Raw genomic sequence first — 24651 nt, 5'->3', positions numbered from 1 at the left:
TAATTCCCGTTAATGCGGCGCTTGGCGCGACGCGCCCTTCTCGCTTAACGCCTGCCTCAAAAAATCGAGAAACCGCGACCCTTCCTCGAACGTCAGCTGTCTCTGGCCGGACATGAATTCGAAGCGCTTCAAGATCCGGTCGTTGTCCTCGCCTAGACTGCGTACCAATCGTTGGATTTGCTGATCAAGCTGGGGCATGTTCCGTTCCTCCGATTCTCGAATGTGGGCCTAGCTTCTTCGGTCCTGCTATCCCACACTATTCGCAGCCGGAACGGATTTTGGGGCAGCGCGCGGCCCCGGCCCGCGACAAAAAAAAGCCCGCGGCGCCGAGGCGCCCGGGCATGTCCTTGCGTACGAACGCGTTAAACGTCCGCTTTTCTGGCCATACTTCCTAGTAGTCCAAACGAGTAGTCAAAAGGAAAGGCGGCGAAGGCCATGAACGAATCCTCCTCCCGGTTTGTGACCGGGCTCATCTGGGGCACGCTGATCAGCGCATTGCTATGGGCAGCCCTGACGATGTCGGTCTTGGGCTGGCTCCGGTTCCTCCGCGCGTAATCCAACCCGTCCGGGCCGTCCGCTCCGGCTAGATCAGCTTATGCCGGTACCACTTCTTGCCGCGGAACCGCGCCAGGAAGATCGCCCCCCGCACGCCCCATTCGATGTTCATCGCCAGCCAGACGCCGACGATCCCGTACTTGAACACGATGCCGAGCATATACCCGAGCACGATCCGGAACAGCCACATCGACAGCAGCGACACGATCGACGTGAACTTGGAGTCCCCCGCCGCCCGCAGCGCGGACGGCATGACGAAGCTGATCGACCAGAGCGGAATCTGCATGGCGGCGTTGATCAGCACGATGACGAAGATGTCGTGCTTCAGTTCCTCCGGCGGATTGAACAGGCTAACGAGCGGATGGAACAGCGGCACGACGATCAGCGCCGTGATCAGCAGGAATCCGGTCGAGACCCACAGGAAGAATCGCGTGTACTTGCGCGCTTCGTCCACGTTCTGCCGGCCCATCGCCTGCCCGACGACCGTAATCGCAGCGATCGAGAGCGCCGCCGACGGAATCTGCGTCAAGCCGGCGAACGAGCCGCCGATGGCGTTGACCGCGATCGCGTTCGTGCCGAGATGGACGATGAAGATTTGGGTGACGATCTTTCCCCCGTTGAAGAACATCTGCTCCGCCGCGAACGGCAGCCCCACGTAGAGAATCCGCTTCACCATCTCGAAGCGCACGCGCACGATGTCCATAATCCGCAGATGCAGATTGGTATCGAGCTTGAGGATGTAGTAGAGCGCGAACAGCGCCGCGCCGTACCGCGCGATATTGATCGAGATGCTCATGCCGAGCACGCCCATGTGCAGCACGTTGATGAACAGGACGTTCAGCAGCACGTACGACAGGTTCATGATCAAGGACAGCACGAGCGACGCCCGGGACCGCCCGATGCCGCGCAGCGCGCCGCAGACTGCCTCCGTCAGCGCGATCCCGGCGTAGGACGCGCAGCTGCCGATGAAGTACGTCTTGGCTTTGGCGATGACGTCCGGGGAGGCCGCCCCGAACAGCAGGTGCAGCGCCGGGCCGTGCAGCGCGATCATCGCGAGGCCGATGACGATCGCGAACAGCGTCACGGACGAGATGGAGCTGGCCGCCGCCTTCGGCACCATGGGGAGATTCCCGCTCCCCTTGTACTGCGCCACGATGACCGTGCCGCCCGTCGACACCGCGACGAACACGCTGATGAGAAACATATTGAGCGAATCGACGATGTTGACCGCGCTGACCGCGGCCACGCCCGACGAGCTGATCATGGCGGTATTCAGCATGCTGAGGCCGATGATGAACGCCTGGTCGATCAGGATCGGGAGATAGAGCGACAGCAGCGCGCGGTAATCGCCGATGGCGAACCGCGCCAAAAACCGTTCCAAAAAAGCTAGTCTCCGCTTACTCCGGTAAGCAGGTTGTTCCACGTCATCACATTCTTTTTTATCGGATTTGGGTTGAAGCTCCGGCCAAGCACACCGACTCTATTATAGCAAAGATCGCCCCGGACGGGGTCCCGAATCGGCGGCAATCTTTTCCGCGCGGGTCCGGGCGCCCTTGAAACGGGCCGCCCGGTGTGTCACAATCGGATGAGGAACGCCGGCTCGTCCACCTGTAACCATCACATTCGACCGGCCCGGCAGAACCTAATTTCCTCATTATGAATGGGAGGCAAGGAATCATGAGAACGATCAAGCTCGGAACCAGCAACCTGGAGGTCCCCGTCCTCGCGGTCGGCTGCATGCGCATCAACCAGCTGGACAAGGCGGGCGCGGAGCGCTTCGTCCAAACGGCGCTCGAGGCGGGCGCGAACTTCTTCGACCATGCGGATATTTACGGCGGCGGCAAATGCGAGGAAATCTTCGCGGACGCGATACATATGAGCGACGATGTGCGCGAGAAAATCATGCTGCAATCCAAGTGCGGCATTCGCCAAGGACAGTTCGATTTCTCCAAGGAGCATATCCTCGGTTCCGTCGATAAAATCCTGCAGCGCCTGCGCACCGACTATCTCGACGTCCTGCTGCTGCACCGTCCGGACGCGCTCGTCGAGCCGGAGGAAGTGGCGGAAGCGTTCGATCAGCTGGCAAGCTCGGGCAAGGTGCGCCACTTCGGCGTGTCCAACCAGAACCCGAACCAGATCTCGCTGCTCAAGAAATTCGTGAAGCAGCCGATCGTGGCCAACCAGCTGCAGCTCAGCATCACGAACGCCACCATGATCTCGAACGGCATCAACGTCAATATGGAGAACGACTCCTCGATCAACCGCGACGGCAGCATTCTCGACTACTGCCGCCTGCACGACATCACGATCCAGCCGTGGTCGCCGTTCCAATTCGGCTTCTTCGAGGGCGTCTTCCTGGACAACCCGAAATTCCCGGAGCTGAACGCGCAAATCGACGAAATCGCCAAGAAATACGACGTCAGCAACACGACGATCGCCATCGCTTGGCTGCTCCGCCACCCGGCCAACATGCAGCCGGTTACCGGCACGACGAATATCGAGCGGCTGAAAGACTGCATCCGCGCCGCCGAGATCCGTCTGACGCGCGAAGAATGGTACGCCATCTACCGCGCGGCGGGCAACATCCTGCCGTAAGCCGGCCTTGCGGCGCGCGCGGCATGGCGCCGCGCGCAAACAGCAAACAGCCTCGGGTCCGATCAGGCCCGAGGCTGTTTGCCGTCCAATCTGGCCGCCTTCGCCGTTCGATGCGCGCGGACGCACGTCCGGACGGACGAGGCCTGGAAAGCGCGACAAGACCGAGCGGCCAACCGCCTGTCTACAGCCCCGCGGCCGCCTGTACGACGAGCGCCGACAGCTGCGCCGCGTCGAACGCGTCGCCCCGCTTCAGCTTCATCGTCTTGCGCTCGGGCGGGCCGTCGAACCGTCCGGCTGGCAGCTCGAGCCCGGCGGCGTTGAAGATCGTGAAGCTGACCGCGTCCTTCGAGGTGCTGATGACGGCGGCGTATTTGCCGTTCTTCAGAAAATGCGGCTTCTTGTACTGGATGCGCTCCTGCACGTCCGGCACCGCGCCGCGGACCGTCTCGCGCAGGCCGGCGCACAGCTCCCGCTGCCAAGGCTCCTGAATCGTCTCGATAAAAGTCGTCACTTCGTTATTCATGGTTGGATTCGCTCCTTCGTTTTGTGTTTGCGTTTGTGCAAGGTTCGGTTGCCTGTGCGTTACAGCTGCTTGACGATCTGCCAGACGACGCCGAACTTGTCCTGCACCTCGCCGTAGTACGCGCCCCACGGCTGCGGCTCGAACGGATACTTCACTTCTCCGCCGTCGCTCAGCTTGGCGAATGCCTCGCGCGCCTCCGCCTCGTCGCCGTACGACAGCGACAGCGAGATGCTCCGCGTATAACCGGCCGGCACGCCGTCGGAGAAGAACAGCGCGCTGCCGCCCGCGACCGTCATCGCCAGGTGCATGACCTTATCGGCCATCTCCTCCGGCGAGCCCGGCATCTGGCCGAACGTCAAGACGGACTGAATCTCCCCGCCCAAGGCCCTTACGTAAAACTCCGCTTGCGCTCGCGCGTCCTCCGACCTCAAATACGGTGTTAATTGTGCCCCCATGGTTTGAACATCTCTCTCGTTATGAATGGTGAACTCGCTTTCTACTACAACGACGAACGGCGAATGCCGAGATCGACGGCAGCGATAAAAAAACGCAATTATTTTTTACAAGCGCCGCAGCATGCCGAGATGGTCGCGCAGCTCGGCCGCCGCCGCCTCGGTTCGCCAGCTCCGCAGGCCTTCGCGCTCGGCCAGCTCGCGCACCTCGATGGCGACCTCGCCGCTGTCGTCCGGTTCCGGCATGCGCAGCGCCCAGGCCGTCGCCTCTTCCGCCGATCCGGCCTCGATCAGCACGTACCCCGCGACCGGACCGGTCTCCCGGGCGAACGGCCCCGCCGTCAGCTCCGGCCGGCCGCCGGGCGCCGGGTACGCGATCCGCACGCCGCTCGCGCTCGGCTGCAGCCATTCCTCCGCGAGCAGCGCGCCGGCGTCCTCCAGCGCTTCGCGGAACGCCGCCCAAGCTTGGGCGTATTCCGAGCCTCCGGCGATGCCCGCCTCGAAGCGCGCGGTTGCCTTCACCAGCAGCATGTACCGCATGGCGATTCCTCTCCTTCCCGTCCTGCCTTCGTTAGGGCGAATGAAGCGCGGCTGCCGCGCGCTTGCGCCGCCGCCTCGCGTCCGCCTCTATTAGGGCGACGAACCGGCGGAGGCGTAATCGACATCGCGCACAAAAAAAGCGAGGCTCATAGGCGCTCGCCTTCGGCGGTCGTGTCGATCGGTGTTTCGGTAGTTGTATCGGTGGTTGTATCGGCCGTTGTACCCGTGTTTTCGGCGGTTGATTCGATCGGTGTTCGGCCATTAAGTCGCCGGTTGTTCCGGCTTGACGCTGGTATCCGCCTCGCCGGCCGCAGCGGCGTCGCATTCCGCGGCGCGTCTCCGCATCAGCGCCCGCTCGCGCTCGTTGCGAGTCAGCGACGCGGCGCGCTCGAACTCGGCGCGCGCCTCCGCATGTCGTCCGAGCTTGGCGAGCAGATCGCCGCGTACGCTCGGCAGCAAATAATAATCCTTCAGCGCCGGCTCCGCGGCCAGCTCGTCCGCGAGCTGGAGGCCGAACGCCGGGCCGAAGGCCATGGCGATCGCCACGGCGCGGTTCAGCTCCACGACCGGCGACGGCGCGGCCCGCGACAGCGCCTCGTACAGCGCGGCGATGCGCACCCAGTCGGTCTCCTCCGCCGTCCGCGCCGACGCGTGGCAGGCCGCGATCGACGCCTGCAGCGCGTAAGGGCCGAGCGGTTGCCCCAGCTTGCCCGCGCGGTCCAGCGCGGACAAGCCGCGGCGGATCAAGAGATGGTCCCACAGCGCGCGGTTCTGGTCGAGCAGCAGGACGGGCTCGCCGCTTGCGTCCACCCGCGTCTTGAACCGGGAAGACTGAATCTCCATCAGCGCGACGAGGCCGTGCGCCTCCGGCTCCCGCGGCGCGAGCTCGGCCAGCATCCGGCCGAGCCGCAGCGCTTCCTGGCAGAGCAGCGGGCGCATCCACTGGCCGCCGGAGGTCGCCGCATAGCCTTCGTTGAACATGAGATAGATGACTTCGAGCACCGCCGCCAGCCGTTCCTTCAGCGCCTCGCCCTCCGGCACCTCGAACGCCGCGCGCGCGGCGCTGAGCGTCCGCTTCGCCCGGACGATCCGCTGCGCGATCGTCGCTTCCGCGGCGAGGAACGCCCGCGCGATCTCGTCCGTGGCGAGACCGCCGAGCAGGCGCAGCGTCAGCGCGACGCGCGCCTCCCGGGACAGCATCGGATGGCAGGTCATGAAGATGAGCCGCAGCAGGTCATCGCCGATCTCGCCGTCCAGTCCGCGCTCCAGGTCGTCCTCGGTGAACGTCTCGGCAGAGCGGCCCCATTCCTCGTACTTGCGGTCGCGCGTCTTGTTGCGCCGAAGCAGATCGATCGCGCGGCGCTTCGCCGTCGTCATGAGCCAGGCGCCGGGATTGTCCGGAATGCTGCTCTCAGGCCACCGCTCCAAGGCGGCGACGAGCGCGTCCTGGGCCAGGTCCTCGGCCAGCCCGACGTCGCGGACCATCCGCGTGAGCCCGGCGATGAGCTTGGGCGATTCGATCCGCCAGATCGCGTCGATCGTCCGGTGCGCGTCGGAGGTCCGCGCCATGGTCAGTTACTCCGGCCGAGCCGCGCCCGCACCGCGGCCTCGCGGGCTTGCAGCTCCTCGTCGGGGGTGATGTCCGCGAAGTCGAAAACCTGCCGCAGCTCGATCTCCCCTTCGCCGTAGCCGTGCGGGTCCGGCATGCGCAAGGCCCATTCGAGCGCTTCCTCGCGGGACTTGACCTCGATCAGCGTATACCCGGCGATGATCTCCTTCGTCTCCGCGAACGGGCCGTCGACCACCTTCGGCTTGCCGCCCGGCTCCGGATACGAGATCCGGACCGCTCCCGAGCTCGGGTGCAGCCCGTCGGCCGCGATCAGCACGCCGGCCTTGGCCAGCTCCTCGTTATACTTCGTCATCGCGGCGACCAGCTCCGGCGACGGCAGGACGCCGGCCTCGGAATCCTTGCTTGCTTTTACAACCAGCATAAAACGCATCGTACATCTTCTCCTGAATTCGGTTTTGGAACGCAGGCCGAAATTTCGGCCTCTATTCACGCGACGAACGCGGACGCGCCAAATCGACACGCGGCGCAAAAAGGATCGGGATAAGCTAGTGCCATTATAATACAGGGCGGGAACCGCGGCATCCGGACCGCCAAAAAAAAAGCAGCCCCGGACTCCGCAAAGTCCGAGGCTGCCGCCGGTTAACGCCGCGAACCATTCGCGCCGCTAACGATTCATGCCCTTATCCGCGACGCCGCTGCTCTCGCCGCGCCGAACGCGCCCGTCACGCGCCAATCGCCGCCGCGGGCTGCTCCGCAGGCGTCTTCGCCGTCTCCACGAACGATTTTCGCGCCCAGACGCCGCTCTTCCAGCGCGCCAGCATGATGAGCCCGCGCAGCCATTCGTCCACGGTGAATGCGATCCAGACGCCCGGCAGCCCCCAGTGCAGATGCACGCCGAGATAGTACGAGAGCGGCACGCAGACGCCCCACATGGAGAAGACGCCCATCAGCACCGGGAACTTCGCGTCGCCGGCCGCGCGCAGCGAGTTGATGACGACGATGTTGAACACCCGTCCCGGCTCCAACACGATCGAGATGAGGAAGATGCCCGCGCCCATCGCGGCGATCTTCGGATCGTCCGTGAACAGCCCCATGATGGGATAGCGGAACAGCGCCGTCACCGCCACGACGACGGCCGTCACCGCGATGCTGAGCCGCAGGCTGCGCAGCAGCCGGTAATACGCGGCCTTCTTCTCGCCCGCGCCGACCATGTGGCCGACGATGATTTCGGTGGCGATGCCGATCGCCGTGGACGACGCCATGAAGTACGTGCTGACGTTGAACACGTAGATGTGCGCGCTCAGCGCCTGCGCCCCGATCAGGTTCACGAAGCTCATGACCGTCATGTACTGCGACTGCCACGCGATCTGCTCCCCGGCCGCCGGCAGGCCGACGCCGAGAATCCGCTTGACATGCGCCTTGTCGAAGCGGACGTAATCCTTCAGCCGGATCGGGCTCGGCACGCGGCGGTAAAGCAGGATCAGCAGCACGGCGACGCCGGCGACCCGGCTCGCGATCGTGGAGACGGCCGCGCCGGTCACGCCCCACTCCGGGAAGCCGAAATGGCCGAAGATCAGCAGGTAATTGCCCGTCACGTGCAGCAGATTGACGCCGAGCGTGACGAACATGACGTCCCGCGTCCGCCCGTTCGCCCGGATGATCGACGATACCGCGTAGGAAATCGCCTCGAGCCAGATGAAGCCGCCGATCGCCTTCAGATACGTGTTCGCGATGGCGATCTGCCCCGAATCGAGATTAAGCATCCGCATCCACTGCTCGCTGAAGGCGAAGAGCACCAGGCTGACGAGCAGCCCGAAGAGGACGTTCAGCGAAATCGCGTGCGCCGATATACGGCTCGCCGTTTCCTTCCGTCCCGCGCCCAAATATTGCGTGATCGCCACGCTCGTGCCAATGCCGACGAAGCCGAACATAAGAATGCAAAAGACGATGATTTCGTTCGCCAGCCCGACCGCGCCGGCCACGCCATCCGAGATGCGGCTCAGCATGAAGACGTCGGCGGTCCCCAGCATCATCCGCAGCACGGAGTCGACCAGAATCGGCCACGCCAGGCCGAAGAGACTTAATGTTTTCCAGGTGGGGGCGGCCCCCGATGTGTGTTCTCCGATGTTCATAAGCTTGCGTAACTCCGTTCCCGTAATCGCTAAGATGAATAAAACAATGACGTTAATTATTATGCCATAACCCGATTCCGCTCTGCTTGTCCAATATTTATGCGTTTTGGAGGTTTGATGAAAGGGCGGGCTTTCTGTTACCATGGGTAGCGTGAGAGGAGCGAGAGTACCCGATGAATAAGTCGAAAGTGGGCCGTAATGACCCCTGTCCGTGCGGAAGCGGAATCAAATACAAGAAGTGCTGCCTGGAGAAGGACGCCGCCGCCCGGTTCGCGGGCCGCGAGGCGGACGCGCGGGCCGCGCAAGCGGGCGGCATAGCCGTCGCCGTGCCGGAATCCCTGGCGGAGATGAACGCCGCCATCGAACGGCTGGCCTGGGCCCAGCCGCAGTACGGCGATATCGCCAAGGAGCTCGTGTCGCATCTGGCGGAGCGCTTCACGTGGGACGAAATCAACGCCACGACCCTGCTCTGGTTCGCGTATTCGCGCGAGCAGGAGCCGGTCGTGCAAAAGCCGGGCGTCGTCCTCGCCGCCCTGGAATACAGCCTGACCGTCATGACCGACCGCCCGAACGTGACGAAGGCGGAGGTCGCGAAGCGGTACGACGTCTCCGCGGGCAGCGTGTCCAAGCGGATCGGCGAGCTGCATCCGTACGTGGCGCGCACGCTCGAGGCCATGGCGAGCTGAGAGGCAATGGCGAGCTGAGGACGAATCGGCTCGGCGAGCCGCCGGCCGATGGCGCCCCGCAGGCGCCGCAATCCATCGCCGGCAGATAACGCCGGCGGCAAGGCCTGGGACGGAATCGCCGCTTTTCGACGAAATAGCGGATCTCCTGTCCGCGTATCTCGCCCGATGGCCCCGACCGCGCTTGCAGAGATCAAAAAGCCCTCGATGTCCGCGTTTGACGTGGATATCGAGGGCCTTTTTGGCATGGTCGGTTCTGAAAGCGGCGGATGGCGGCGCATGGAGCACCACACCGCTATCCAATCCGCTCCGAAACCGAGCGCAGAGTTAGTGGCAAGGGAGTGGGTACGTCGTGCCTCGCTTGGAGACTGCCGCAGCAAGGCGTCACCTCAACATCGCCGGCAGGTTAACTCTCGACCCTGCCCACAGGCTGCCATCGCCAGCTCCGCGGCCGTCTTTCCCCGACCAGGCGCCTTTACCAACTCCTTGGCCGCTCCCCGTCGGACACGGCTCCCGCCTCCGACCGGCGCCAGGCGCTGCCGCCGCCGAATCCGCAGCCGTCCCCCGCCAAGTGCTGCCTCCGCCTATGAGCTCAGCAGCTTCATCACCCGGATGCCCGTCCCGTTGCTGCGCGCGTCCTTCGTGCCGGTGCAGCGGATCGTCACCTGCTGGAGCTTGCGCTCCGGCTGGAACGGGAACGGCACCAGAATCGGACGATACGCCAGCGGGCACCATTCGTCGAACACGTTCACTTCCGTGAAGCTCTCGCCGCCGTCGAGCGAATACTCGAGGATGCCGCTGTCCGGCCCGTGCAGCAGCACGATGCCCGCGCGGCGCCCCGCGATCGCGAACGACAGCCGCTCGCCCCCGCTGCCCGCGGCGGCAAGATGCACCGTTGCGAAGCGCCAGTTCATAAGCGGATCGTCCGGGCCGAGCTCGGCCGGCGCGAAGCCGTCCACGAGGACGCCCTGGCCGAGGTCTGCCATGGTCGCGAACTCGTAATTGCGCGCGTCGAGCGGCACCGGAAGCCCGTCCGCCGGCAGCGCTTCCCCGCCGCCATCGGCCGACACCACGTCGCCGTCGCCGTTGTCCCCGTCGCCGTCGCCGGCCGCCGTCTCCGTCTTCGGCGGCAGGGCCAGGTCCGCGCGCGCCTCGGCCTCCCGGATCGCGGCCCCCGAAGCCGGCTGCCCGTCCGCCGGCCCGACGGCGGCGCTCGGGATCTCGGCCGGCGCCAAATCATGGCCGCGCTCGCCGGCTTCAGCCGCTTCCGCCGCCGCCGTCACCGCCCGCTCCAGAAACGCGTTCGCGTACGACGCGTACAGCGCGTGCCCCTCGTCGTTCGGATGAACGCGATCCGGCGCCAGTTCCTCCCACGCCGTCTCGCCTGCGCGGATCCGATCCCGGACGCCGCCCGCGAAGCTGACGGACGGAATGCCGTAATGCGCGGCGACTTCTTCATGGATCGCGATGTTGAACGGCACCCCGTCGGTCAGGTTCTTGTCCGCGGCCGTATAGACGAAGACCAGCTCCGTCTCCGGCGACAGCCGGCGGCACTGCCGCACGATGCCCTCCATGCCGCGGATCGACTCGTCGCGGTCGTCCCCGTCGTTGACGCTGAACTCCACGAACAGCAGGTCAACCGGACCGCGATCCAGCACATGGGCCCGCAGCCGGTGCGCGCCGAACGTCGACGTCGTCCCGCCGACTCCCGCGTTAATGAACGTCCACGCCGTATCTCCGAAGCGCTCGCGCAAAAACCGTCCGTTCAGCGCCCGCCAGCTCGTCTCGTCCGTGACGGAGGCACCCGCGCCCTCCGTGATGGACCCGCCCAAATACGCGACCGCCGCGGGCCTGCCCCGCAGCAGCTTGGCCGCGAAGCGCGGCAGGCCTTCCCGCAGCTTGCTATGTTCCGCATCCAACTTCGTCATACGCTCACGTCCTTTCGTGTGAGCGAGCCCTGTCGCAGCCGATCCAATTCAGGCTCGCTGTCTTCCGAACGGCGCGGCCTTCCTCGGGCACGCGCCGCCCCCTTCATTACCCTCGCCGGGCGGGAACGAATTGCCCGCCACACCTTCTTCGGCTCCTACAGTTCCCGCAGCTCCCGCGGTCCCCGCCCTCAGCTCCCGCAGCCCCGCGGGCAAGGCGAAAGGCGCTCTGGCTCGCCAGAACGCCCTTGCCCTTTGCCTTTGCCTCTGCCTTTGCCCTTCGCCATTACCTCTGCCTTTGCCCCTTGCCCCTGCCTTTCGCGTTACCGCTTATTTCTGGTTGGAGGCCTCATACGCTTTTTGCAGAATTTCGAGGTAACGGTCGAGCTTCAGATCCTTCAAGCCCTTGACGTACGCGTCCCAGTCTTTGTCCAGATCCTTGTTGCCCGTAATGAATTGCAGCTCGTTTTGCTCGATGTAGTTCTTGATGTTCGTCTGCAGCATGCTCGCTTCGTCCATTTCGGACGGATCGATCCAGACGGACCAGGCCGGGAACAGCTCCTCCGGCTCGTGGCCCTGGTACAGCAGCGTCGCGTTGTACAGACGGCGCTCATAGCCCGTCGAGTCGTAGATGTCGGTCGACTGCACGAAGCTGTCGCGGTATTCCTTCGGCATGTAGAAGTGGGCGACGCCGCTCCAGCCCGCGTTATGCGGCGCTTCGCCTTCTTTGCCCGGAATCGGCTTGAACGCCGCCTTCACGCCTTCGCCGAGCGCGACGTCGTCCGGACCCGGCTTCTCCCAGTCGATGCCTTCCATGCCCGACGCGCCGTTCGTTTGGCCTTCCGGCGTGAACATGTAGTCAACGAGCTTGATGAGGGCGATTTGCGCTTCTTTACTGGCTTTGTTCGTGATGACGAATTTTGCGCCCGGCGCCACGCCGCCGGCGTCATGCGTCGCGTACTGCGCATGCGGGCCTTGCAGCGGCGGAACCGGATTGTAGTCCTTGGAATATTTGTTGCCTTTGTCGATGTTGACGAAGATGGCCGGGTGCATGCCGGCGCCGGCGCCGAGAATTTGGGCGTCCGCGTTCTCGCCGATCTTCTTGAACGCTTCGGCGTTTTGCGTGAACGCGCCCGGATCGATCAGCTTCGCGTCGTACAGCGATTTGATGTACTTCAGGCCTTCCCGCCACTCCGGCTTGACCGCGGCGGATTCCACTTTGCCGCCCGTCAGGTTCAGGTAGTTGCGGTCGTCGTCGTACACGAAGCCGTTCATCAGGAACGGCACGATGCGCACGCCGAAATCCTCGGTGGAGCCGCTCAGCGGCACTTCGTCGGCTTTGCCGTTGCCGTTCGGGTCCTTCGTCTTGAACGCTTCGAGCACCTTCTTGAAGTCGTCCGTCGTCTTCGGCATTTCCAGACCGAGCTTATCGAGCCACGTCGTGTTCAGCCACATTTTGTTCGGGTACGAGCAGTGGAAGCATTGTGCGTAGGCCACGAGGCCGTAAATGTTGCCGTCCGGCGCGGTATTAAACGCTTTCATTTCCGCGTCCTTTTCAAGCGCGGCCTTGATGTTCGGCGCGTACTGGTCGATCAGGTCGTTCAGCGGCAGCAGCACGCCCTGCTTGCCGTACTTCAGCACGTCGGCCTGCGAGAATTGGTCGATGTACGCCGGCAGCATGTACGCGTCCGGATAGTCGCCGCTCGCGAGCGAGATCTGGCGCTTCTCTTTCGCGCCGTCGGACGGGTTCAGCTCCCAGTTGATCTTCATGTTGAACTTGTCTTGGACGAACGCCGTGAATTTATTGGTCGGCAGGTCGATGCCCGTTTCCTGGATGGAGAAGATTTTAACCGGGACCGGGTCGCCCTTCGCCTCGCCGCTGCCGCCGTTGCCGGCCTCCTGCGCCGCATTGCCTCCGTTGCCCGCGTTCGCCGCGGTATTCGCCGCGTTCGTATTGCCTCCGTTATTGCCGCCGCATGCGGCCAGGATCATGCTGGATACGGCGAGGACGGCGACGGCCGTTCCGATTTTTCTCTTTTTCAAACTGATCGCTCCCTTTTGGTTAATGTTTGGTACCTTGCCGGACAACCCCCCACGCTACATATGCATCTCCCCTTTCAATGGGAGCCGGCCGGGAACCGGGGAAAGGCGGTCAGCCCTTCACCGATCCGACCAGCATGCCCTGGACGAAGAAGCGCTGCACGAACGGATAGATCATCAGCACCGGCACCGTCGCGACGACGATCAGTGCGTACTTGAGCAGCTCGGCGAGCTGCTGGCGCTCCACCTGCTTCATTGCGTCCATAATGCCCGAGCTGTTGTTCTGGATGATGATGCTGCGCAGCACGAGCTGCAGCGGGAACAAGTTCGCCGATTTCAGGTAGATCAAGGCGTCGAAGTAGGCGTTCCATTGGCCGACCGCGTACATGAGCACGAGCACCGCGATGATCGGTTTCGCCAGCGGGAGGACGACGCTCCGCATGAAGCGCAGGTCGCTGCAGCCGTCGATCTCGCTCGCCTCGATCAGTTCCTCCGGGATGGACGACTGGAAGAAGGAGCGCGCGATGATGACCTGCCAGACCCAGATGGCGTTCGGAATGAGCAAGGCCCAGCGGGTGTCGATCAGGTGCAGGCTCTTCACGACGAGGTACGTCGGGATGAGGCCGCCGCTGAAGATCATCGTGAACGTAATGATCACCATGATCGGGCTGCGGCCGAAGAATGTCTTGCGGGACAGCGGGTACGCCAGCATGACAGTCAGCGCCACGCTGATGAACGTGCCCGCCGCCGTGTAAAACAGCGAGTTGCCGTAGCCCGTCATGATCGCCGGCGTGTCGAACAAGGTCTTGAAGCCCTTGAACGAGATGTCCACCGGCCACAGCCACACCTTGCCGGACGTGACGGCCGCCGGGCTGCTGATCGAGCTGCTGACGATATAGATGAGCGGGTAGATGACGGCGATCAGCACGAGCGTCAGAATCGCGTAGATCGCGAGCATGAGCGCCCGGTCGCCCGCGGATTCGCGGATTTTTCGGTTCACGGTTGTCGTTGTCATGCGTTTTAAGCTCCTTCTACCACAGACTGTTGTTCGTCAGCCGCTTGGCCAACCCGTTGACGAGGATGAGCAGCACGAAGTTGATGACCGAGTTGAACAGGCCGACCGCGGTCGCGAAGCTGTAGTTGGCGTTAAGCAGGCCGATGCTGTACACGTACGTCGAGATGATTTCGGAATTGACCTGGTTGAGCGGATTTTGCAGCAGGTAGACCTTCTCGAAGCCGATCGCCATGACGTTGCCCACGTTCAGAATCAGCACGATGACGATCGTCGGCAGGATGCCCGGCAGGTCGACGTGCCGGATCTTCTGGAACCGGGACGCGCCGTCCACCTTCGCCGCCTCGTACAGCGTCGGGTCGATGCCGGCCAGCGCCGCCAGGTAGATGACCGCGGAGTAGCCGGCCGTCTGCCAGATGTCCGACCAGACGTAGATGGAGCGGAAGAAGCCGGGCTCGCCGAGGAAGTTGACCGACTCGAGGCCCAGATGGTTCATCAGCACATTGACAAAGCCGAGCCGCGGCGCCAGGAACAGCATGATGATCGAGACCATGACGACCGTGGAGATGAAGTACGGCGCGAACGTGACCAGCTGCACGAACCGCTTGAATCTATGGCTGCGCACCTCGTTCAGCATCAGCGCGAGCAGTATCGGAATCGGAAACCCCGCAAGCAGCAGGTACCCGCTTAGCAGAACGGTGTTCTTGATGAGCGTCCAGAATATCGGGTTGTCGAAGAACAGATTGAAGTTCTTCATGCCGACCCACGGGCTGCCCCAGATGCCCTTCGTAACGTTGTAGTCCTTGAACGCGAGCACCGCGTTCAGCATCGGGTAATACTTGAAGATCAGAAAGTACAACAGCGGCGGCGTCACGATCAGATACAGCTGCCAATGTTTGGCGAAGCTGCGGCCGGCCATGCGCGCCAGGCTCCGTTTGTTCCTCGTTGCGGCCGGCGTCCGCACCGGCTTATCTACTGCGATTTCCACGTTCAAACCCATCCCTCCCAGGCGAATCCCAATGGTGCATGTTAACGTTCAAGACCGGAAAGCCTCGTCGTCCGAACGGATTGACAGCGCTTTCCGCAAGACCGATCATAGCGCCCGCCGCCAGTTTCGGGATAGGTACACTTGCGGTTTCGAACGTACAGTTGCCCCGTTTTCCGGGGGACAATCGGCCGTTTCGCGGCCATTTTCAGCGATTTTCACGAAAAAGGCCTCCGCCGGCCCGTTAGCGGCGAAAACCCTTTCACGAACCATTCCGGCAACCGGCGGCGGCCCGGCACAAAAAAATCCCGGCCGCCGAAGCGGACCGGGATGTGCGTCATCTAGCACGGGTATGGAGATAATCGTCGTAGCCTTTTTGCATGATCGCCAGGTACGCGGACAAGCCCATGTCGTCCAAGCCCCGGACGTAGGCCTCCCATCCGGCGTCCAAGTCCTGCGCGCCGGTGATGAACTGCAGCGTGTTCTGGTCGATGTAGTTCTTCAGGTTCGTCTCGAGCATGTTGGCCTGCTGCGCGGACGCGTCGTCGACCCAGACGTTCCATGCCGGGAACAGCTCCTTCGGCTCCTTGCCGGCGTACAATTCGGTCGCCGCCTGCAAGCGGCGCTCGTAGCCGTCCGGCGCGTATATGTCCGTGCCCTGCACCCAGCTGTCGCGGTACGACTTCGGCATGTAGAAGTGGCCGGTGCCGACCCAGCCGGTGTTGGCCGGCGGGCTGCCCTCCGGCTTGACCAAGCCGGCGAACAGCGGCTTCACGCCCTTGCCGAGCGCCTGCTCGCCGGGGAGCGGCTTGCGCCAGCCGATGCCTTTCTCGCCGGATTCGGCGTGGATCTGGCCGTCCGGGGTGTAGATGTAATCGATCATCTTGATCAGCGCGATCTGCGCTTCCGGCGCGGCCTTGTTCGTAATGACGAACTTGGCGCCCGGATTGATGCCCCCTTCGTCGTGCACGGCGTAGGATGCGTGCGGTCCGGTCAGCGGCGGCACCGGCGCGTAGTCGCGGGAGCGGTTGCTGCCCGTCTCGCCGCCGACGAAGATCTCCGGGTGCATGGCTGCCCCGGCGCCGAGAATCTCGATGCCCTCGTTGTCGCCGAGCTTCCTGTAGGCATCCGCGCTCTGCGTGAACGCGCCGGGATCGATCAAGCCTTCTTCATAAAGCGATTTGATGTACGCGAGCCCCTCCCGCCACTCCGGCTTGTTCGCGGCCGTGTCCACCCTGCCGTTCTTCAGCATCAGGTAATCGCGGTCGTCATCGTAGATGAAGCCGTTCATGAGGAACGGCACGATGTGCACGCCGAAGTCCTCGGTCGAGCCGCTGAGCGGAATTTCATCCGCGGCGCCGTTGCCGTTCGGGTCGCCGTTCTTGAACGCTTCGAGCACCCGTTTGAAGTCGGCCGTCGTCTTCGGCATGGGCAAGCCGAGCTTGTCCAGCCACTTCCGGTTCAGCCACAGCTTGTTCGGGTACGAGCAGTGGAAGCATTCGCTGTAGCTGACGAGCCCATAGATGTTGCCGTCGGGCGCCGTATTCAGCTCCCGCAGCGCGTCGTTCTGCGCGAACGCGGCCTTGATGTGCGGGGCGTACTGGTCGATCAGGTCGTTCAGCGGCAGAAAAATGCCCTGCTTGCCGTAGCGGAGCTCCTCCGCTTTGGAGAATTGGTCAATGTACGCGGTCAACATATACGTATCGGGATAATTGCCGCTCGCGAGCGAGATTTGGCGCTTCTCCTTGGCGCCTTCGTACGGAATGGCGTCCCAGGTGAACTTGACGCCGTACGTCCGTTCCAGATAGCGCGAGAACGCGTTCGTCTGCAGGTTCTGTCCCGCATCCTGCTGCGCGAAGACGCGGATCGGGATTGCGCCCGTCTCCGGCGTCTGCTCCTCCGGAGGCTGCTCCAGCGGCGAAGAACACGCGCCGAGCAGCAAGCCGACCGCGAGAAGGAGGATACCGAGGCGAAGCTTCATAAGCCTGCTCCTTTCTTGCCTTTCCGGCGAATGGGATGGGGTCGCTTCCGTCAATCGAACGACTGCCGGTAGGCGCTCGGCGCCACGCCCATGACCCGCTTGAACGCGCGGCGGAACGAATGCGAGCTGTTGTAGCCGACCTGCGCGGCGATCTCGTCGACGGTGAGCGCCTTGCCCCGCAGTAGCTCCGCGGCCCGGTCCATCCGCACCTTCTCCAGGTGGTCGGACAGGTTCGTGCCCGTCACTTCCTTGAACAGCTGCGAGATGTATTTCTCCGGCCGCTCCGCCTGCTCCGCGATCCGGTAGAGCGTCAGCTCGGCATCGGAATAGTGCTCGGCGACGAATTGCCTGATCTGCTCGACCGTGCGGATGTGCAGATCGTTCTTCTTGCTCGTGATCATGCCGCACAGCGTCTCGATGATGCCGTTCAGCTCGCCGCGGATCGCCTCGATCGAGCCCGTCAGCTGGACTGCCAGGATTCGGTCCTTCGCATCCTCGAACCGGTCGGATTCCGCGAACGTCTTCTGGTCGAGGAGCTTCAGCAGCGTGCCCTTCAGCTCGCCGATCAGCTGGTTCGCCATCTCCGGAGACAGCTCGCGGTCTTCGGTATTTTGCTGCATGACCGACCGGACGATGCGCTTCGCTTCCTCTTCGTCGCCCGCGCGGAGCGTGCTGATGAGGCGCAGCTCCATATCGAGCGGATAATAATACGTGGCGCTCTCCTGGCGAATGTCTGCGTACCAGAGCATGCCCTTGCGCTGCGTGTAGTCGGCGTAACCCATCGTCTCCTTCGCCTGCTCGTAGGAGCGGCTTACCTCCATGCCGGAGCCGAAGAGCTCGCCGAACGAGCCCGTCACCGTGATCTTGTACTCGCTGAACAGGTACGCCGCGAACGGGTCAAGAAGCGCCTGGACGGCCGCCCGGAACGTCTCCGCGTCCGCCTCGCCGTCTTCGGCCGGGAAGATCGCGACCACCCGGTCCGAGCCGAGGTCCGTCATCAGAATCCGGCCGTCGATGTCGCGCAAGCCCTGCTTCAAGAGCAGCCGCGCGGCGCTCAGCTCGTTCAGAATATCGACCGAATCGAGGCCCGCATAGCCGTGGATGTGCAGGATGCCGACGCTGCCCCGGCCGAGCGCGAGACCCGTGCCCGCCTGCGCGGCGGCCGCCTCGATCTCCTCGCGCGTCTGGAACTCGCCCGCGAGCAGCCGCTTCAGGAACGCGTCGCGGATGAGCGGCTGCTGCCGGCTCAGCTCCTCCTCCAGCGTGCGGTTGCTCGTGATGATCGTCGCGATGTTGCCCTGCAGGAAGTCGTAGGCATTGCGCCCGATCGGCTCGTCCTTGCCGAACTGCTCCCGCACGACGCCGAGCAGCCGGTTGATCGGCGCGCTGTTCCGGTGCGACAGCATCCAGCCGACGGCAAGCCCGATCAGGAGCGCCGCGCCCGTCACTGACCACGTGATGTACTTGATCGTGTTGGCGTTCTCCATCAGCGCCTTGCGCGGAATGCCGGCGCGGTACACCCAGCCGGTCGCGGCCGAGCGGATCGTGATCACGAGGTCGCCGCGGTAAAACTGGTTCTGCTTCGTCTTGTCGAACCCGGCGTCTGCATTCATGGCCTTCATCTCGTCTTCGCCGATGCCGGCCATGCTGATCGGTTCGCCCTCCGCGTTGCTGACGTACGTCCAGCCGCCGCCGTAGCGGTCCTTCACCCCGGAGAGCAGGTTCGCGATCGTCTTCTGATCGATGAGCACGACGACCGTCGCGGGCGCCCGGGATCCGAAGCTGTCCAGTGGAAGCGATTGCATATAAGAGATGACGGAAGTTTGCGTGCCGTTCACGGTAAAGGGCTTCAGCGGCAGGACCTCGCGGCTGTGCGTCCGGTCGAGCACCTGCTGCTGCCATTGCGGCAGGTCCATGTCGCCGTAATGCCCGTATTCGTAGTAATGCTCCGGCCGGAAATAAGCGGAGCCCGGCGTCAGAACGACGTTTTCGTTGCGGAGATAGATGTAATAGTTCTTCAAAAAATCGTTGGTCTGGCTGAAGACCATGACCTCTTTCATGATTTTCCATATTCCGTATACGTTGCCGTTATCGATGTCCTTCTTCTGGTTCATCAGCGCGTACAGGTCCTGGTTGAGCGCGAGCTGCCGCGTGAAGCCCTCGACCTCAGCCATCCGCCGCTCTAGGAGCTGCTTGCTGTTCTGAAGCTGGGTCACGCTGTTCTCGATGGAGACGGACTGCGTCACGGCGATCGAAGTGCGGTACGACATATACCCCGCGAGGCTCGGAATGATCAGGATGACGATATACGATATCAAGAAGCTGCGGAAAATCCTGGAGTGCCTGTTCAAGCGTCGTCCCCCTACTCTCCGTATCTCCATTCATTATATCGCCTCTCCTGCCGTATGCAATCCTGGGTATATAACGAAGGACAACCGCGTGTCGCTGAAGCTCCGCGGTTGTCCATCTTGAATCGCCGTACTTACGCCGGCCCGCCGGCTGCGAACGACGCCCGGCAGAGCCGCAGACTCCCGCCCGCCTCGAGAGCGAGGGGAACCGCCGCGCCGCCGAGACGGACCGTCGTCCGCAGCGGGGAGCCGGCCCGGACCGTCGCCTCGGCGAGCTCGCCGGACTGCCACGCCAGGTCGACCTCCGCGTTGCCGCGCGCCCGCAGCCCCGTCACCCGTCCCGTGCGCCACCGCGCCGGCAGCGCCGGCAGCAGGTGAAGCTCGCCGGCGTGGCTTTGCAGCAGCATCTCCGCGATGGCCGACGTGCCGCCGAAGTTCCCGTCCGCGACGAAGATGTTCGTCTCCGCGCCCGCTATGCCCGCTTTGGAGTATGTCAGCAGGTTGTCGAAGCACAGCTCGCCGACCAGATAGCTCAGCTGGTCATACGCGCGTTCGCCGTCGTGCAGCCGCGCGAAATTGGCCGCGAAGAGGGCGAGGGTGAATTCCACGTCCTCCAGCCCTGCGCCGCGCATCCGGGCGTCGAGCGTCCGGCGCGCCGCCTCGCTCAGCCCGGGCGTGCCGCGCGGCGTGATCTGAGCGCCCGGGTACAGGCCGTACAGATGCGACAAGTGGCGGTGATCCGGCTGCGCTTCGCCGTAATCGGCCAGCCATTCCCGCAGCCGTCCGTTCGCGCCGGCCGCGAGCGGCGGCAGCAGGGCGATCGCCCCGCGCAGCCGTTCCCGCAGCGCCTCATCGATGCCGAGCCGCTCGCCCGCTTCGAGGCAGAAGGCGAACAGCTCGCGGACCAGCGACTGGTCCATCGTCGGGCCCATCGAGAGCGCATAGGCGCGCGATTCGTCCCCGGGGGCGTAGAAGCTGTTTTCCGGGGAGTTGGACGGTCCCGTTACGAGCCAGCCGTGCTCCGGGTGCACCGTCATGTAATCGAGGAAGAAGCGCGCGGCTTCCCGCAGCACCGGGTACGCCGTCGCGCGCAGGAACCGTTCGTCGAGTCCGTAGGCGTAATGCTCGCGCAGCTGGTGCGCGAGCCACAGGCCGCCCGTGACGTTCAGCCCCCACGAATAGTGCCAGCCGGGCGCGGTGAAGCCCCAGGCGTTCGAGAAGACGTGCGCGGTCCAGCCCTCGCAGCCGTAATACGCGCGCGCCGTCTCCCGGCCCGCCTCGGCCAGCCGCTCGACGTAGCGCAGCAGCGGCAGGTGGCTCTCGGCGAGGTTGACCGCCTCGGTCGGGTAGTAGTTCATCTCCGTGTTGACGTCCAGATGGTAGTCGCAGCTCCATGCCATCCGGTTCGCTTCGCCGTCGTTCCAGATGCCCTGCAGATGCATCGGCAGCGTCGAATCGGCCCGCGAGCCGGCGATCGTCAGGTAGCGGCCGTATTGGAAGAAGAGCGCGAACAGCTGCGGATCGTCGCCGCCTTCGCGCAGGCGCCGCAGGCGCGTGCAGAGCGGCAGCGCCGACGCCCCGGAGTCGCCGAAGTCGGCGGCGACGCGCGCGTAGAGCGAGCGGTAGTCGGCGATATGCGCCGCGCGGACCGCCGCGTAGCCCTTCGCCGCGGCCCGGTCCGCGCGTTCCGCGGCGGCTAGCGCCCATGCGCCGCCGTCCTGACGGTAGTCCGTCTCGACGGCGAAGTAGACATACGCCTCGTCGGCGCCGCGCACGACGATCGCGTCCCCGTCCGCGGCGACCGCGCCGCCCGTCGCGACGACCCGGACGGCGCCGCGCGCCCGCACGCCGCAGGTGCCGTCGCTGTGCATCGTCTCCGTCGCTTGGCTCTCGAACGCGAGCGCGCCGGCGGCGGCCGCGGCGACGGCGAAGCGCTCCGTCCGGCCCTCCAGCCGGAGCGCGAACGACACGCCGCCCGCGGCGCCGCTCCAGAGCCGCGCGGCGAGCACGCCGTCCGGGTGCGAGGCGAGCAGCTCGCGGCGGATGCCGCCGGCCTCGCCGCCGGCGCGGTAGAGCGCCTCCTCGAGGCACAGCTCGCGGACGAAGCCGGCGCCTTGCGCGCCGGTGGCGGCGGCTTCAGGCGCACCGCCATCTGTTGCGCCCGCGGCCCTGGCGCCCCGGCCGTGCGCCGCGCCCGCGCCGGCCGCGCCCTGCGCACCGCCAGCCGCGTCCGCGCTTGCCGCGCCCCTGGCGTCCAGGCCGGCCGTTGCGCCCGCACCGGCCGCCGCGCCCGTGCCGGCCTCGCCGGCGCCGAAGCTCAGCCGCACGTCGCACAGCGGCAGGTTCGTGCCGAAATTGCCCTTCTGTGCCTGCAGCAGCCGGCTCGCCATCTCCTCGCCGCCGGCGTAATCGCCCGCGAAGAACCGCTCCCGCATCGCGGCGAGGTCCGCTTGGCCGCGCGAAGGAGCCGGCGACGGCTCGGTCCGTCCCGACCAGTACGTAATCTCCGTCACGCACCACGTCTCGCTGTCATATCCCCCGTACGCCACCGCGCCGAGCCGGCCGTTGCCGAGCGGCAGCCCCTGCCGCCAGCCATCCGCAGGGCCGTCATAGCGAAGCTTCATCCCGCTCATGCTCTCGCTTCTCATATCGCTCCTGTGATCGCTCATCTTATTTCACCCGGTATTCGTCGAAGCAGCGCGGAATGATGTCCGTGGACGCACCCGGCCGCTCCGGCAGCACGTACAGGCCGTTCCGGACCGTCGCCGGCTCCTCGAAAATATGCCGGATCCACGGGATGTACTCCAGCATGAACGCGCCCGGCGTCGCCGCCACGAGATGCTGGTGAATCTGGCCCATGTCGCCGACATGCGGGCAGATCGGCACGTCGTACGACGCGGCGAGCCCCGCGACCTGCAGCCACTCGGTCACGCCGCCGACGCGAGTCACGTCGACCTGGCAATATTCCAGCGCGCCGTGATGGATGTAATCGCGGAACGCGTACTTCGTGTACACGTGCTCGCCGAGCGCGATCGGCACGTTCAGCGCGTCGGCCAGCTTTTTATGCCCCATGATGTCGTCCGGGTTCAGCGGCTCCTCGAGCCAGAACAAGTCGAACTCCTCCAGCCGCTTGCCCCACGTCATCGCCGTGTTCACGTTCCACTGCTGGTTGACGTCGATCATGAAGATCGGCTCCTCGCCGATCGCCCGGCGCACCGCCTTGACGCGGTCGTAGTCCTCGCGCGGATCCGGCTTGCCGACCTTGATCTTGACCCCGGCAAAGCCCTGCTCGACGATCTCGACGACGTCCTTCAGCAGGCGGTCCTTCGACCAGTTCAGCCAGCCGCCGTTCGTGTTGTACGCCTTGATGCCCTTGCGCTTATGGCCGCCGAGGTACTGCCACAGCGGCTTGTTCGCGGCCTTCGCCATAATGTCCCAGAGCGCGATGTCCACGGCCGCAAGCGCCATGTGCGTCACGCCGGCGCGGCCGATCCAGTGCATGCTGCCGAAGCGCATCGCGTCCCACAGCTCCTTGACCATGAACGGATCCTTGCCGATCAGCTCCGGCGCGTAGTAACGGTCGATCGTGTCGACGATCATCGCGTCGCCCTGCGCGCACGTGCCCGTATAGCCGCAGCCCGTAATCCCTTCGTCGGTGTAGATCCGCGCGCCGGACAGCCCCCAGTGAGTTGCAGCGTTGATGGCGTCGGTAATCGGCGGCGTGATCGGCACGTGCAGGACGAACGTTTCGACTCTCGTAATGAGCATGAAGGATTCTCCTTTTCGCATGCGTATAGTGGGGGAAAATGATTCGGCCGTCATGCCCCGCGGGGATGAGCAGGCCGTTAACGGTTAAGCCCGTGAATCATCAATCGGCTAAAGGAGCTCCGTCTTCGACAGGCGGCGCGCCGCCTGCAGCGGTTGCGCATTCGATCCGCCCGTCCGCGCGACCGCCTCCCCGAATGGCACCGAGGTTGCCTGCAGCGCGCTTGGTATCCCTGTCCGTTTATCGTATCATGGACGATAGCGGCCGTATTTGCATGCCGATCCAATTAGTTGACGATTCATCCGCTAATCCGAGCCATATTCCCTTACCTCATGCGCAGGAGGATCCCGCTTATGAAAACGTTGGCGGAGCTGACGCCCTACGTCGGCGATTCCATGCCCTACCTCTACGACGGCAGCTCCAACGAAGGGCTGCGCGTCTGCAGCGTCTATGCGTTCCACCTCTTCACGGACGGACCGGGGGAGATGGAGATCGACGGCGCGCGCTATCCGATCGGCAACCGCACGCTCGTCTTCCTGCGCCCCGGCCAGCCGCACGCGTTCCATATCTCGCCGGCGCACCCGCTCGCCTCGCACAACCTGTACTGCGACCTGTGGGACGACCGGGCGCCGGTATCCGCGCACCGGACGTTCATCTACGCGCCGCAGCCGTTCCGGCTGCCGGAGCAGTCGGCCGCGGAGCCGTGCGCGGAGCTGGACGCGCTCCCCGGCGTGTACTCGCTGCAGCCGCATCCGCAGCTGTACGACGCGTTCCTGCATATCGTGAAGCTGTACAACGAGCTGAGCTTCTACCGCGCCGAGACGGTCAACAGCCTGCTGTACGCGTGGATGCTCAGCTGGCACAACGCCGTCCATGCGCGCCGGCCGCGGGATTACCGGATCGTCCGCCTGCTGGAGCGGCTGGAGACGAATCCCGAGCGCCGCGAGACGGTGGAGCAGTGGTGGTCGCTCTGCGGCCTCAAGCGGACGTACTTCCACGAGCTGTTCCTGCGCGAGACCGGCATGACGCCGAAAGCATACCAGCACCGGCTGTGGATGCGGCGCGCCCTGCATCTGCTGCAGGAGAGCGACCTCAGCATCACGGCAATCGCCGAACGGCTCGGCTATCCGTCGATTCATCCGTTCACCCGCCACTTCAGCGCGTACTACGGCGTCAGCCCGAAGCAGTACCGGCTCAACCCGCGCCGCGAGCGCGAGGACGGTCCGGAAGCGCCCGGCGGGGAGCCGTGACGAACGGCGCGAGGACGGTCCGGAGACGGGCGGAGAGCCGCGACGGCCGGGGACGGCGTCCTTCGGCACCTCGCGCGGTTCCCTGCGCGGGGTGGCGCGGCGCGCGGCTCGTGCTGGTCACCGGCTTCGCCCGAGCATAGCATCACGTGGATTCTCGTCCTGTTCGGCTGCGGCGTCACGCTCGGCAGCGCTGCGCCCGGCGCGGCCCATACGCGGCGGCCGTACGACCGCGAGATGGCCATCGCGTGAATCGCCGCGCCTCAAGCGCCCGCTCCCGACGCAAAAAAAGGCTGT

The 24651-nt window shown here is 64.7% G+C and carries 19 protein-coding genes; 3 read left to right on the top strand and 16 right to left on the bottom strand.

Translation table 11 applies throughout. The features are described from left to right. Positions 1-9: 9 nt before the first annotated feature. Positions 10-198, bottom strand: coding sequence for a hypothetical protein (locus ACFPB1_RS10905; RefSeq protein WP_379224982.1), 189 nt, complete (start codon positions 196-198; stop codon positions 10-12). A 385-nt stretch (positions 199-583) separates the two neighbouring features. Next, on the bottom strand, positions 584-1936 hold the full coding sequence (locus ACFPB1_RS10900) for an MATE family efflux transporter (RefSeq protein ID WP_379224980.1): 1353 nt from the start codon (positions 1934-1936) through the stop codon (positions 584-586). Between the two features lie 296 nt (positions 1937-2232). On the opposite strand from ACFPB1_RS10900, the gene ACFPB1_RS10895 reads away from it, so the two are divergent. Then, entirely contained in the window at positions 2233-3150 is a 918-nt protein-coding gene (locus ACFPB1_RS10895) for an aldo/keto reductase (protein ID WP_379224978.1), read from the top strand. A 181-nt stretch (positions 3151-3331) separates the two neighbouring features. Here the strand turns inward: ACFPB1_RS10895 and ACFPB1_RS10890 are convergent, their stop codons facing one another. From ACFPB1_RS10890 to ACFPB1_RS10865, 6 genes are all read right to left on the bottom strand, one after another. Then, positions 3332-3673 (bottom strand): DUF1801 domain-containing protein, encoded by a 342-nt coding sequence (locus ACFPB1_RS10890; protein ID WP_379224974.1) that lies wholly within the window; start codon positions 3671-3673, stop codon positions 3332-3334. Between the two features lie 59 nt (positions 3674-3732). Continuing rightward, entirely contained in the window at positions 3733-4128 is a 396-nt protein-coding gene (locus ACFPB1_RS10885) for a VOC family protein (protein WP_379224973.1), read from the bottom strand. A 105-nt stretch (positions 4129-4233) separates the two neighbouring features. After that, positions 4234-4665 carry a YciI family protein gene (locus ACFPB1_RS10880; RefSeq protein WP_379224971.1) on the bottom strand — a complete coding sequence of 144 codons (432 nt, stop codon included), beginning with the start codon at positions 4663-4665 and terminating at the stop codon, positions 4234-4236. A 261-nt stretch (positions 4666-4926) separates the two neighbouring features. After that, on the bottom strand, positions 4927-6234 hold the full coding sequence (locus ACFPB1_RS10875; RefSeq protein ID WP_379224969.1) for an RNA polymerase sigma factor: 1308 nt from the start codon (positions 6232-6234) through the stop codon (positions 4927-4929). Between the two features lie 2 nt (positions 6235-6236). After that, the gene (locus ACFPB1_RS10870; protein WP_379224968.1) at positions 6237-6665 is read right to left on the bottom strand and encodes a YciI family protein; all 429 of its coding nucleotides are present in this window, start codon (positions 6663-6665) and stop codon (positions 6237-6239) included. A 292-nt stretch (positions 6666-6957) separates the two neighbouring features. Beyond that, entirely contained in the window at positions 6958-8367 is a 1410-nt protein-coding gene (locus ACFPB1_RS10865; protein ID WP_379224966.1) for an MATE family efflux transporter, read from the bottom strand. A 173-nt stretch (positions 8368-8540) separates the two neighbouring features. On the opposite strand from ACFPB1_RS10865, the gene ACFPB1_RS10860 reads away from it, so the two are divergent. Continuing rightward, positions 8541-9053, top strand: a complete 513-nt coding sequence (locus tag ACFPB1_RS10860; protein WP_379224964.1) for an SEC-C metal-binding domain-containing protein — start codon at positions 8541-8543, stop codon at positions 9051-9053. Positions 9054-9634: 581 nt separating this feature from the next. Here ACFPB1_RS10860 and ACFPB1_RS10855 read toward each other — a convergent pair. The 8 genes from ACFPB1_RS10855 to ACFPB1_RS10820 form a co-directional block, all read right to left on the bottom strand. Further along, a complete protein-coding gene (locus tag ACFPB1_RS10855; protein ID WP_379224962.1) occupies positions 9635-10978 on the bottom strand; it encodes an SGNH/GDSL hydrolase family protein in 1344 nt (447 codons plus the stop codon). A gap of 327 nt (positions 10979-11305) precedes the next feature. Further along, complete coding sequence (locus ACFPB1_RS10850) at positions 11306-12967, bottom strand: ABC transporter substrate-binding protein (RefSeq protein WP_379225074.1); 1662 nt, start codon at positions 12965-12967, stop codon at positions 11306-11308. 160 nt (positions 12968-13127) lie between these two features. After that, on the bottom strand, positions 13128-14030 hold the full coding sequence (locus ACFPB1_RS10845; protein WP_379224960.1) for a carbohydrate ABC transporter permease: 903 nt from the start codon (positions 14028-14030) through the stop codon (positions 13128-13130). Between the two features lie 16 nt (positions 14031-14046). Beyond that, on the bottom strand, positions 14047-14946 hold the full coding sequence (locus ACFPB1_RS10840; RefSeq protein WP_379225072.1) for an ABC transporter permease: 900 nt from the start codon (positions 14944-14946) through the stop codon (positions 14047-14049). A 403-nt stretch (positions 14947-15349) separates the two neighbouring features. Further along, on the bottom strand, positions 15350-16993 hold the full coding sequence (locus tag ACFPB1_RS10835) for an extracellular solute-binding protein (RefSeq protein ID WP_379224958.1): 1644 nt from the start codon (positions 16991-16993) through the stop codon (positions 15350-15352). Between the two features lie 50 nt (positions 16994-17043). Next, positions 17044-19344 (bottom strand): helix-turn-helix domain-containing protein, encoded by a 2301-nt coding sequence (locus tag ACFPB1_RS10830; protein WP_379224956.1) that lies wholly within the window; start codon positions 19342-19344, stop codon positions 17044-17046. Between the two features lie 131 nt (positions 19345-19475). After that, entirely contained in the window at positions 19476-21965 is a 2490-nt protein-coding gene (locus tag ACFPB1_RS10825; protein WP_379224954.1) for a glycosyl hydrolase family 95 catalytic domain-containing protein, read from the bottom strand. 46 nt (positions 21966-22011) lie between these two features. After that, positions 22012-23109 carry a mandelate racemase/muconate lactonizing enzyme family protein gene (locus ACFPB1_RS10820; protein WP_379224953.1) on the bottom strand — a complete coding sequence of 366 codons (1098 nt, stop codon included), beginning with the start codon at positions 23107-23109 and terminating at the stop codon, positions 22012-22014. A 351-nt stretch (positions 23110-23460) separates the two neighbouring features. Between ACFPB1_RS10820 and ACFPB1_RS10815 the strand changes: the two genes are divergently transcribed. After that, complete coding sequence (locus ACFPB1_RS10815; protein ID WP_379224951.1) at positions 23461-24357, top strand: helix-turn-helix transcriptional regulator; 897 nt, start codon at positions 23461-23463, stop codon at positions 24355-24357. The last annotated feature ends 294 nt before the right edge of the window (positions 24358-24651 follow it).

Source organism: Paenibacillus sp. GCM10023250 (assembly GCF_042653205.1).
Classification (GTDB): domain Bacteria; phylum Bacillota; class Bacilli; order Paenibacillales; family Paenibacillaceae; genus Paenibacillus_Z.
This window is presented reverse-complemented; position numbering and strand designations above follow the sequence as displayed.